This window comes from Yoonia sp. GPGPB17, from assembly GCF_037892195.1.
Lineage (GTDB): Bacteria > Pseudomonadota > Alphaproteobacteria > Rhodobacterales > Rhodobacteraceae > Yoonia.
This window is the reverse complement of sequence record NZ_JATACI010000002.1, coordinates 1,354,118-1,365,970: the sequence shown is the minus strand read 5'-3', so window position 1 is coordinate 1,365,970 and position 11,853 is coordinate 1,354,118. Positions and strand designations below refer to the sequence as shown.

Genomic DNA, 11,853 nt, shown 5'->3' with positions numbered 1-11,853 from the left:
CGCAGCAAGTGTCAAGGAACCGGACGTTCGCGGGCGTCAGGGCGGCGTGAACCGAAACCGTAAATTCGCCGCAGATCCATCGGACAACTCAGATGCGGGACAAACCTGTCATTCAACTATGGAAATCAATGTCCGCTACCCCTTTAGGCTTTGAAACATCGCAATCTTGGACATGAAATCGACATATGGCTCAGCTCATCACCCAGCATTCGATCTCATTGTGTTTTCGGAAATTTGCTAAAGTAGCGACGGTCTCTTACAGTCCCTTACATTCTCTTACATTGATCATTCATTGCATTCATTGCATTCATTTCGAGCATAGTTCTGCTTGGTTCACCTGAAATTTAAGAGGTTAATTGTTTATTGAGGTGAACGGCTATGCGGAAATTTCAGACTTGGATCCTAGAGCTTCTTTCAACATGCGTGACGTTGCCGCAGAAGGGCCGGAGCGAGTTAGCGTCACAGGTTACCAGCGACATTTCTGTTGGCGGCACTACACAATTTACTAGTTGTAACGGACCCATAGTAACTCTAAACGTCGATGCGCCGAGCGTGCCGAAGATTGTTGTGATCCCTATGAATTGGGGAATGACAGCTATGGTCCAGCATTTTTTGAAGTTCTCGGTGGTAGCTTCACTAATGACTGTTTTGACGCCAAATGATGCAGCGGCCCAACAAGTTGATGTATTTGGCTATACCGGTGCAGATCAGACATTTACGGTCCCGCAAGGTGTCAGGACTATTGACGTCAAAGTCTGGGGGGCTGGAGGAGGTGGGTCGCGAGAAGGACAACCTTTCTCAACCGGGGGCGCAGGCGCATTTGTTTCGGGAACAATTCCGGTCACGGCGGGTGATCAACTCACAATCGTTGTAGGCCAAGGTGGCCGGAGCGATGGCGCGGCTCTCACGTCTGGTACACCATATGGGTTTGGCGGGGTGTATAGCGGACCGAGTAGCGGCTCTGGCTCTGATGGTGGTGGCCTTTCCGGTATTTTTACAGGTGCAACAGCAGTAACTGCCACAGATCAAAGTCGCGCGCTTTTGATCGCTGGCGGTGGTGGCGCCGGTGAAAGAGCGGGCAGCTCAGCATCTAGCGGCGGTCAAGGTGGTGACCTGGTTCTTGCGGGCGGGCAGACTGGAACAATGCAGGGTCAATCTTTTGGAGGTGGGTTTGGCGGCGGCGGTGGCGGCGGTTTCGAGGGTGGTAGTGCAGGTAGCCTCCGCTTGAGCCAAAATCCCTCCCTTACTCATGGTGAAGGCGGCACGAGTTTTGTCGCGGGCGCAATCACCAGTCCAGTCCTGCTTGCGACACCCGACCTTGGGTTTGCGGCGGCATTTTCAACCTTCCAGAACCTGCCTCCAAATACGAGCGACGCCGACTACCAGGCGGGCGTCGGCGTTGGCACAAGCACAACCTTTTCGCGCGGCGGAAGTGGATTGGTCGTTATTAGTTATTCACCTTATCCAGAGATTGGTTCATCGAAGTCTGTGAGCGTGGGTGCGGTCCAGTCCGATGGGACATTCGATGCGACATATACGATTCTGGTGCAGAACACTGGTGATGTGACGCTTGATACGTTGACATTGGTTGATGACCTGACCGCGACGGCTCAGCTGGGTACTGCATTCAACGGTGTGATCACGCAGCCTACTGTGACAGCTGTGACGATCAGCGCTGGCTCGACGTTGCCAGCCCAAGTCACCACCTATGATGGCACGAACAGCCTGGTTGGCACCGGTGGTGTTTTGATCCCGGGTGACAGCTATCAGGTTGTGTTCACAGTGAACATCGATCCGAATGCAGCCGGTGCGCCAGCCTCCCTGGGTAACATCGCAACAGCCGGTGGCGACGCTCCTGACGATACAACTGTGACCGACCTGTCCGACAATGGTACCGATCCGACGGATAACCCCGGCGATCCAACGGGAGATCCAACGCCGACACCCGTGCCTGCGGCTGACCCGGGTCTCTCGGTTGTTAAGACAGGTGTCGCCACCATCGCAGGCGGACAGAACTCTGAAGTCACCGATCCCGGCGACACGATTGCCTACAACCTTGTGGTTACCAACACCGGAGATGTGACTCTAACGGGTGTCCAGATTGCCTCTGATATCCTGAGCTTGGGTCTTGACGCGTCTGGTGCCCAAACAGATCTGACCAGCCAAGTGAGCTTTGTCGCCAATAGCGGCGTGACGCCAGCCTCACCTGCTTAAGCACGTTGGCCCCCGGTGAGACTGCGACCTATACGTTTGACTATCTGATCCCTGACGAGGCGGCGGAAGCTGGCGGTGTCAGCAACTCTGCCAGAGCATCTGGTGTTGCACCCGACTCGACCGTTGTCAGTGATGACACAGACACACCTGCCGTGACCGCAGTTTCACCCTCCGTGAATATTGAAATCGTCGAAGAGATTCTATCCGATGATCTGTTGCGGACGGTCACGATCCTGTCGAACAATGCCTCGCGTATCTCGCGGGATGCGGCCGACCGGTTGCGGTTCAACCGTGGTCGCGCCTGCGGTCAGGAGATCAACGAGCTGCTGCAACAGACACCTGTACGCTTTGCAAATGACAGCTTCTTCATTGATGCCTCCAACAACGCTTTGCTGGATGAAATTGCGCGTATCTTGAATACCTGCGAGACGTCGGATTTCTGGATTGACGGGCACACGTCCTCGCCGGGGAGTGATGCCTACAACGTTGTCTTGAGCAGCAACCGTGTGAATGCGGTTAAGGCAGCACTTGTCCAGCGTGGCATCGCGACAGAGCGGTTGCAGACACGTGGTTTCGACGAAAGCCGTCCCATCGCAACAAATGCGACCCCTGAGGGTCAGGCGCTGAACCGTCGCGTTGAGTTCACATACATTGGTGAAGAGGATCCGCGTGACTACCGCTGTGATAACGATACTGCACCGCAACGTCGCCTGAACGGAACTGGCAATGACAACGGCGCGGCGCTTAGCGGAACTTATGCATCCCAGAACTACAACTGCCTTTCCAGCACCTACTCCGAGACATGGAGCGAGCTGAACGTAACCCATAACGATGATCAGGGGACAATGGGGCTCTGGAGCCTTGGCACTCTGCGTGAACGTCAGGCGGACGGCAGCTTGTTTGGCCGCTTTCTCGAGGGGTATGTCTCGCGCTACGACATCGAACACCCTGACGCATCAGGTACAATCACCGGTGTTGGTTTGCATGCTGGTCTATATGGCGCGCATGGTGCGCTCAATGGCTTGATCCTGAGCTACTACGGCAGTGCCGCCATCGGTCAGCATAACTTCGAGCTGAACGCTGGTGCAGATGTTGATGGCAACTACCAATACTACGGCGTCTTCGCCGGTGGTGCGCTTGGTGGCAAATACACGACTGAAAATGGCAAAATCCGCCCACGTGTTGGCATTGACGTCGGCTACGGTGAAGCCTTTGGATCAGAAATCTCGGTGTCCAATGTCGAGCTCGAGATTGATCCGGCGACCTATGCACGCGGCTTCGCCGAGATTGGCCTGGCGCGCACCATGGAAACACGAACATTGACGTTTATCCCACGTGTGTTCTGTGTGACGAACAGCGACGAAGACCAAGAAGATGCCTGCGGTGCGGGTGGTTCTATTGGATATGAGACGCTGGCTGAAGCAGAAACCCATGCGCAATGGGACATGAGCTTTGACTACGAAGTCATCGATGAGCGTCAAACAGCCTCCGTTGCGGTCGCGCGCTCCAGCGAGATCTTTGATGGAGCAGGCGTGAGCCGATCAAGCTTCGGTGCATTGGCCTCTGGAAGCATTGAGGTTGCGCAAACACTCGAGTTCAATTGGTAAACTAAACGCACTCCCACTCACAATCCCAAGGGGCGCCAATAGTGCGCCCCTTATGAGCAGAAACTGAACGTAGTCCAACGAACGACAGCAAATTCCCGCGACTTGATCCTTGCCGCCTAAATCTTCGCTGCAACACGATTGAATGGCAGGTATCTCCGCCGCTATGCAGCGCCACGAACCGAGCAGGTGCGGCGATTTTCATGCTGCGAGCGCGCGCAGCATAGCTTGAAGACTTCCGCTATGGGCTCATAACGGTTATCTGACGGATTTGCTCGGATGACCGGTGCCAGCCAAAGCAGACATGATCTGAACGCATCCCAGGACTGATGCTCTCCGCCTACCGGATGGGAAATCTGCATTCGCTGTGCTGCAGCGTAAATCAGGATGTGCCGCGATTCTGTTGAAGAACTCGACCAAATTGACCGGGAGATTATCGCTGGAGCGCCTGCGCGAGTGGTTTGTGCCGGAAGCGGATCCGGTCGAGGCCCTGTTGGGCTGATTTGGCCGGTCAGATCATGCCATAGCCTCCGTTTGGACGTTCTTGGGCCTGAGCTTGGCAAGCTTTCTGAGGTTCTGTGCGATTGCCGCGAGAAGGAACTCATCCTTGGCCCCGTTTGGGCCTCGTAGTCGCAATCTGGTCAGGTTCAGGATGCGCTTCAGATGCGCGAAGAGCATCTCCACTTTCTTCCTTTTGTCACGGCTGACCTTGTAGGCTTTTGTCTTTCGGCTGGATCGAGCGAAGTCCCGGGCGTCCTCGTGTTCTTCCCGGCTGATCGATCTGCAGATCGCGTTGGGACAGCACTTCTCTTTCGATGGGCACCCCTGACAATCGGATTTGAGTGCGCGGTACTTTCGTGTGCCGCGGATGTTTTTGCCGCGATTGGGATCAGAGTAATTCCGGCGGAACTGCTTGAGTGCGAAGCCTTTGGGGCAGATATATTGATCATTGACCTCGTCATATTCAAACTCAAAACGGCTCCATGCGCCGTCTTTGCGGTTCGAATGATCGATCACCGGAATGAAGGGGATGATCCCGCGTTTCTTGACCAGCCACCCCAAGTTGTCGCTGGACCCGTATGCCGTATCTGCGGCGAGCCAATCCGGTCTGATACCAAATCGTTTCTCGGTGCGGTCCAGCATTGTTTGAGAGGCACCCACCTCAGCCTGACGGATCGCCCGCGTGGCTTCAACATCCATGATGACTGAGCTCTTGGTGTCGATCAGATAGTTCGTGGCGTAAGCAAAATAGGGACGGCTTTCCTCAGCACGTGTCCATTGAGCTGCCGGATCAGACTTGGCGACGAACTTTGGCTGGACTGGCGAGGCCGCGCCAAAAGCTGCGTCATCCAGAGTTTCCAGATACTCATTGGCGGCGCGATTGCCCGCAGCCCGAGCGACGTCCTCGCTCCAGTCCTTGGCTGCAATGGAACGGGCTTTGTTGGCATCTGCCGGTATCAGGCTTGCGTCGACGGTAAAGCCTTCGCCGGACACGAGGTCCTCCTTTAAGCAGCGCTCTACCGTTGCCTCGAAGATATGACGCAGCATGTCGCTGTCTCGGAACTTGCCATGGCGGTACCGCGAGAACGACGAGTGGTCAGGCACCTTGTCATCCAAACCAAGCCGACAGAACCAACGGTATGCAAGGTTGAAATGCACCTCCTGGCACAGGCGACGCTCAGACCGGATGCCCATCACATAACCAATCACCAGCATCCGGACGATGAGCTCGGGATCAATCGAAGGGCGGCCCGTGTGGCTGTAAAAGGGCCGCAGCCTCTCCCGCATGTCGCCCATGTCGAGGAAACGATCGATCTCTCTCAGTACGTGATTGGGCGGGACATGTGCATCCAAATCGAACTCATAGAATAGCTGCGCTTCCGTCTTTTGAATGCCCATCATCGCTCGATCCCCCCATCTCGATAAATCGAGTGAATCAAACGATTTGCCGCACTGCAACACAGAGTTTTTCAACAGCATCGCCGCGAAAGCAGACATCAAACACGCCCCATGTCCTCGTTGGGGTATGCATGGCCTTGTTTGTGCAACAAAGCTCTATGAAGGCCGAAGTTACTACATCCGTTATGCACCATCTGGCACGCCATACTGCTACGACTACTCCACCTCTACAGTAACCAACAGTGGCCGAGTCATCGAAGGCGTATTTTGTCGATAAGACCCCACCGTTTCGGAAGCAGCCATTCACTGCGTTGCAGATCATAGTCGGAATGCCCCGAAGCAGCCATCTGACTGATTTGGTCAGACGGCGGGAGCAGCCCGAAGCCGTCATTGGATCGGGATGCTCGAGCGGGCGAGTCGCGGACAAACCGGCCACTACGGCTCACCTGATCAATGTCTGCTTTTGGTTTGAGCGTCCAACACCGCCTTGGCCCATGCTTCTGGGCGTTCTTGAGGCAAATTGTGACCCGCGCCCGCAAAAACACGGTAGTCGTAGCCGCCGGTGAACCGTGGTTCGTGGTGGGCCGTTTGCTCTGATACGCCATTGGCGTCTCCGTCAATGCAAATTGTCGTAACCCGAATGTTAGGCTGAGCAGCTAACCTCTTTTCGATGTCTACGTACGTCGGATCACCAGGCACAAGGCCAAACCTATGTCGGTACGAGTGAATGACGACGTCGACAAAATCGGGATTATCCAACGAGGGCATAGTCGCATCAAAATCCGCATCGTTAAAGAGCCAGGTAGGTGACCACATTTGCCAAAGCTTGCGGGCAAAGCCCTTCCTGTTCTCCTCTAGACCGCGACGACCGCGTTCAGAATGGAAGAAATACTGATACCAAAATGCTGCTTCCATGTCGGGCGATGACGGGGTCATGGCATTTGCGATATCTTGAATGTTGTAGGAGTTTCCGCTGACTAAAGCGGTCACTCGTTCGGGCCACAAAGCAGCAACAACACAAGCCGCCCGTCCACCCCAATCGTATCCTCCGAGGACAGCCTGTTCTATTTCTAGGCTGTCCATCGGTGCAAGCAAGTCAGCCCCCAACGCGGCTTGTTCGCCTGAGCGTGGGTTGTCCGCAGCGAGGAAGGTTGTAGGCCCAAATCCACGTAGATATGGCGCAATTACGCGCGCACCTTGTTCTACCACTATCTTTGTGGATTCCGAATAGGCCAAGGGATCATACGGAAATCCATGCAAGAGGATGCAGGGCCAACCGTCAGTTGGTCCAGATTCAACATAACCGACGTTTAGTACACCAGAATTCACTGACTTGATTTGCATAAAGAGCTTCCCGTTCATTGATCCTATTGCACCACTGCTCTTTGTACTGCACTTTCGTCCCAGCTGATCCCAAGCCCTGGCCCTTTTGGTGTCAACGCGCCATTTTCAACCAAATACGGCTCTTCTAGCAACGACCCTGCCACATCCAGAAATTCAAGCAGGTGTGCATTGGGTGTAACGCAAAGAACGTGAGCGCTCACTTCGATAAATAAGTGACTTGAGACCGGAAGCGATGCCGCATGTGCGTAAGATGCGGCGCGTTGCCATCCTGTTATGCCGCCAATCTTCATGATATCGAGCATTGCATGGTCGCTGACACTCGCCTGAATTGCGCGAGCCGCATCGTCTGGCATCCACCAGTTCTCGCCTGTTTGAATGGGGGTATCTACGGCAAAACGAACCGCGTTGTGGCCCACAAAGTCTTCTGCGGTGACGGGTTCTTCAACCCAATCAAGTTGGAACCCTTCCTCCTCAAATCGCTTGATCCGCCTGATGGCCTCTGGAACAGTCAATGATTGATTGTAGTCGATCATTAGCCGGATTTCCGGGCCGATCTCGCTTCTGATGGCATGTAGCGTCTCAACATCATGCGCGAGACTTCCAACACCCACCTTGACCTTGATAGCTTTGAACCCATCAGCCAATGACTGCGCAAGCAGAGGTTCATCCCGACCAATCTCAAACACGCCTAGGCTATTGTAGCAAGGAACCGGGATTGGTGACGCACCCAACATCTGCGCTACTGAAAAATCCTGCGCTTTTGCAAGCGCGTCCCATAGCGCCATGTCCAAACCGGCCAACGCCATCGCAATAAGACCCTGCCGCCCCAAGAGCCTGAATGATTGCTCCATTTCGGCCATGCGGCTGACAGGATGAACCGATTTTCCTATCAAGCCAGAGCCTATATCTTCGATGAGACGCACCATTGGAGCGAGCGCGACCGTTGTGTATGTGAAGACATAGCTATGACCAACGATACCTTTATCGGTCATGATGTCGACGAGAACTAAAGGTGCTTTGGGAATGGAAACTGTCGCCGTCGTAATAGGCTGTTTAAGCGGTGCAAGGACCGGGCGCGCTGTGATTTTTGTGATCTTGGGTGATGGCATCTGAGGCGCCTATCATTGCGATGGACTGCCTTTACGTCGATTTTGCCGTGACGTTTATACACTACTGAGTATACATTCCGCGGATGCCGCGATCGTCAGAAAAAACTTTGTCCGCTATCCTTGATGCTGGATTCCGCTTGTTCTTCAAGAGAGGGTTCGCCCGTGTCAGCATGGATGATATCGCGGTCGCGGCGGGTGTGACCAAGCGCACTTTGTACTATCACTATACGAGCAAAGATGCCTTGGTCGGAGCTGTATTGGACAAGCAAAATGAGCAGTCGGTTGCTGCGTTTCGAAATTGGACCGCGCCAAGCACTCCTAAACCGGAGGTATTTATAGCAGGTCTTTTTGCGCAGCTGGCAGAATGGTCAACGCAGCCTGGCTGGACAGGGTCTGGGTTCACGCGACTGGGTATGGAACTCGCTGATCTTCCCGGTCATCCAGTTCGCAAAGCCTCGCAGCGGCACAAGTCGGCCCTCATTTTTTGGCTTTCTGATGAGTTAAGCCGTCGCGGCATCAGCGCCCCAAAGAGAATTGCAGAACAAATTGTCGTTGCGATGGAGGGAGCAGTTGCTCTCACCGTGATCCACGGCGATCCAGAATACTTCGCGATCGGAAGCAACTTAGCAAGCAAAGCTCTGTCGGGGGAATTGGAGTAATGGCTGCGTTTCAGCACCTGAAATGCAGCCATTCTCTTCAATGAGCCCGAATTCGAACAAGGCGGGACTTTGCGGGCTTTCGCTGCGGTTGCGCGAAGGTCAGTTTTCACTGTCACTCAATCGCGTAAGTCTTGTTTAGTCTTTGTCTTTCTCGGCACGCCTTTCGGCCTTCAAAGCTCGGCTGGGTGGACAGACCTCTTGCATGAACTTTGCAAGGGTGCCGCCCAAGTTGTCCGCCTTCATTCCGTAGTTCACAAACTGGCCTTCCCGCTTTTTCCAGATCAAATCCGCGGACTCCAAGATTGACAAATGCTTGGAAATAGCCGGTTGCGACATATCAAACCGCTCGGCAACGGCTCCAGCCGATAACGGGCCTTCGGACAGGTACGCTAGTATCCTTCTACGCGTTGTAGAAGCCAAAGCTTCGAATACCTTGTCGGGGCTTGACATGAGTTCACCTTTTAACTTATTAGTTATATATCTAATACTGTAAATGTTTTGACTGGAGTATTCAAGATGCGCCTGCACTCAACAGAACGTGTACATCCCAAAAGTCATACCGACGCGACACAAGGCACCATTCGCTGGGATGCGATAAAGTCGATATGGTTCCTTTTTATGCTCATGGGAGGTGTCCTCGCGATCATCTGGACACCGAGTTGGAGCGGGTGTCTTGTATTTCTGACAACAACGGCAATCACTGTTTGCGCCGGACATTCCGTGGGCATGCACAGGCTCCTCATTCATAGGTCATTCGAAACGCCTAAGTGGCTGGAATACATGCTCGTCTGGCTTGGTACGCTGGTCGGTATGGCGGGACCGTTCGGTATGATCCGAGCACATGACATGCGGGACTGGCATCAACGCCAAACTGTCTGTCCTCCTCATCCAAGCCATGGCGCGGGTTTTTGGCAGGACGCATGGTGGCAAATGCATTGCCGGTTCGATCTGGACCATCCACCAAAATTTGAAATCGAACCAGAGATTGCAAATGACCGCGTATATCAGTGGATTGAACGGCATTGGATGGCACAACAAATTGTCGTGGCCGTCCCACTATTTCTGATCGGTGGTGTTGAGTTTGTGTTGTGGGGAGTTTGCTTGCGCGTAGCAGTTTCTTTGAGCGGACACTGGTTGGTTGGACATTTTGCGCATAGAGGCGGACATCAAGGATGGACCGTCGAAGGCCTGCCAGTTCAGGGGTACAACCTACCTGGTCTCGGATTACTCACCTTCGGCGAAAACTGGCACTCCAATCACCACGCATTCCCGCACTCAGCCAGACTTGGCATCGAAAAGGGGCAACTGGACCCAGGCTATTGGTTCATAAGGTCGCTCGCGGCTATTGGTTTGGCGCACAGAATCCGCGAACCAGAAGACTTACCCGAACGCGACGGCCTCAAAAGGTTAGAGCCCGAAAACATGGGAGTTCCGCAGACATCCTAAGATCGAAAGCACGCCTGATCCGATGTTGCCCAGAGGCAAAGCGGACTTTGGTACACTGTGCAGCATCGGTAAGTCTGGGCTCAAAGCGGACTTGCGGCTGTGTAGCGGATAAAGATCAGCGATTTAGTCGGTGCCTATGACAGCTGTGCGGACAAAGCCGTACTTGCGCTCCGCGCTGCCAATGTCCACTTTTTAAATGCTGCATTCGCAGTCTTTGCACCTTAGTATGGCCGAGCGAGCCCCATTCTAACAAGGTCCCGCGCCAGTCCATCAAGAAGTTCAGGCCCGATGTATTCCGCGTAGCCATGCCAGACCCAAAGCTGCGGTTGCCGTTCTAGCGCAACAGACATCGCCTGACTGATTAGTGCATCAGGCACGACTTGAAACGTCGCCCGCATGGTATCGATATCCAAATCAGGGTTTGCCGCCAAAAACCTCTCGAACTCGGCTGACTGGGCCGAAAAACCCGCGATCGTTAGGTAGTCAATGACGATTTCTCTAACGATCTCTATCCGGTCCGGCAGGTCAACCAAACCGGTGCTGCTATCTGTGCCTTTTGCCCTGTTGGCGATCTCGAGCAGAGCCCGCGACCTGTCATCCAGAAACCCAAGCGAGATATTCTCTGTCGCGCCAGACCTGACGAATTCATGGTTTTTCAAATCGTCGGCAGGAATGGTTCCACGACCGGGGCAAGTCCCGCTGGTCGCGTCACATTGCGTCAGGGTGAACATTGGGGTGTCATCGACATCGAATACACACGGATCAATCCTTGCCAGCTCACTGGTCACCGCGTTTTCGTCCAAACCATACAACTGGCGACAACTCGTAAGGAAATTGGTCTCTGGTTGACGAAAATCCAGCGTGTAATCCATATCAAACGCCATGAATGGCGGAACCGCTAGAAACGTCCCGTTGTAAAAGCTGGAAAGGTTCAAATCCGTAGGGTTGAAGACATTTTGGTCAAGCACGGGTCCGCCGGTGATCGCAAGACGCGTCTTGGATGGCGGGAACCCTTCGGTCACTCTTGCAAAACCATCGCGCCAAATCTCTGGTCGGGGAAACCGCAGACCCGTCAGCAGCACACCCTGATCGTTCTCCCTGATCGCCAGCAGAGGCCGGTCGACCAGCAGTCGCGAAATAAAATTCGGCGCTTCGATTATGTGCACAAAATAGGCAGAGCTTTGCAGCATGATGCTGCACTCTTCACGCCGATGATTGCACCTGAACCGGTGGCCTGGCCGATCCCGGTCGTTCAATTGCAATTCCGGCAGCGCCAGAAAAACTGTTGGAACGGGCAGACGGATCGCACCACGCGCAGCTTCGCGGCTTTCGCCAGCATGTTCTGCGTCAATGGCGCGTTGAATCATGCGGCGCATCGGAATGTGATTTGCGTCTTCGTCATCGTAGTCATTCAGCGCCAAGGACCCTGTCAGGCGGCGAACGGCTGATGACGGCACGATTTCGGTTTGTGTGATCCGCGTGCCAGCCGCGATCCGGTACCAGAACGGGCTGCCGATGGCGTGGGTCAAAATGATGGACAACGCCAACATCGTCAGGAACCAACGCCGCACGGAATAT

9 protein-coding genes are annotated in these 11,853 nt (G+C 54.2%); 4 read left to right on the top strand and 5 right to left on the bottom strand.

All coding sequences use genetic code 11. From position 1 onward, the window contains the following. Positions 1-588: 588 nt before the first annotated feature. Both QTO30_RS07385 and QTO30_RS07380 read left to right on the top strand, forming a co-directional pair. Positions 589-2,214 (top strand): DUF7507 domain-containing protein, encoded by a 1,626-nt coding sequence (locus QTO30_RS07385; protein WP_340423517.1) that lies wholly within the window; start codon positions 589-591, stop codon positions 2,212-2,214. A gap of 5 nt (positions 2,215-2,219) precedes the next feature. Beyond that, positions 2,220-3,821: an OmpA family protein gene (locus QTO30_RS07380; protein ID WP_340423516.1), complete on the top strand. Its 1,602-nt coding sequence runs from the start codon at positions 2,220-2,222 to the stop codon at positions 3,819-3,821. Positions 3,822-4,334: 513 nt separating this feature from the next. On the opposite strand, the gene QTO30_RS07375 is transcribed toward QTO30_RS07380, so the two are convergent. The 3 genes from QTO30_RS07375 to QTO30_RS07365 all read right to left on the bottom strand — a co-directional run bounded on the left by QTO30_RS07375 (position 4,335) and on the right by QTO30_RS07365 (position 8,170). Continuing rightward, on the bottom strand, positions 4,335-5,720 hold the full coding sequence (locus QTO30_RS07375; RefSeq protein ID WP_340423514.1) for an IS1182 family transposase: 1,386 nt from the start codon (positions 5,718-5,720) through the stop codon (positions 4,335-4,337). Between the two features lie 447 nt (positions 5,721-6,167). Beyond that, positions 6,168-7,061, bottom strand: a complete 894-nt coding sequence (locus tag QTO30_RS07370; RefSeq protein WP_340423511.1) for an alpha/beta fold hydrolase — start codon at positions 7,059-7,061, stop codon at positions 6,168-6,170. A gap of 23 nt (positions 7,062-7,084) precedes the next feature. Next, the gene (locus QTO30_RS07365; RefSeq protein WP_340423509.1) at positions 7,085-8,170 is read right to left on the bottom strand and encodes an enolase C-terminal domain-like protein; all 1,086 of its coding nucleotides are present in this window, start codon (positions 8,168-8,170) and stop codon (positions 7,085-7,087) included. Positions 8,171-8,253: 83 nt separating this feature from the next. Between QTO30_RS07365 and QTO30_RS07360 the strand changes: the two genes are divergently transcribed. After that, the gene (locus QTO30_RS07360) at positions 8,254-8,829 is read left to right on the top strand and encodes a TetR/AcrR family transcriptional regulator (RefSeq protein WP_340423507.1); all 576 of its coding nucleotides are present in this window, start codon (positions 8,254-8,256) and stop codon (positions 8,827-8,829) included. A 135-nt stretch (positions 8,830-8,964) separates the two neighbouring features. Here the strand turns inward: QTO30_RS07360 and QTO30_RS07355 are convergent, their stop codons facing one another. After that, positions 8,965-9,279 carry a metalloregulator ArsR/SmtB family transcription factor gene (locus tag QTO30_RS07355; protein WP_340422939.1) on the bottom strand — a complete coding sequence of 105 codons (315 nt, stop codon included), beginning with the start codon at positions 9,277-9,279 and terminating at the stop codon, positions 8,965-8,967. A gap of 168 nt (positions 9,280-9,447) precedes the next feature. Between QTO30_RS07355 and QTO30_RS07350 the strand changes: the two genes are divergently transcribed. Further along, positions 9,448-10,275, top strand: coding sequence for an acyl-CoA desaturase (locus QTO30_RS07350; protein ID WP_340422937.1), 828 nt, complete (start codon positions 9,448-9,450; stop codon positions 10,273-10,275). A 221-nt stretch (positions 10,276-10,496) separates the two neighbouring features. On the opposite strand, the gene QTO30_RS07345 is transcribed toward QTO30_RS07350, so the two are convergent. Continuing rightward, the gene (locus tag QTO30_RS07345; RefSeq protein ID WP_340423505.1) at positions 10,497-11,846 is read right to left on the bottom strand and encodes a hypothetical protein; all 1,350 of its coding nucleotides are present in this window, start codon (positions 11,844-11,846) and stop codon (positions 10,497-10,499) included. Positions 11,847-11,853: the final 7 nt, after the last annotated feature.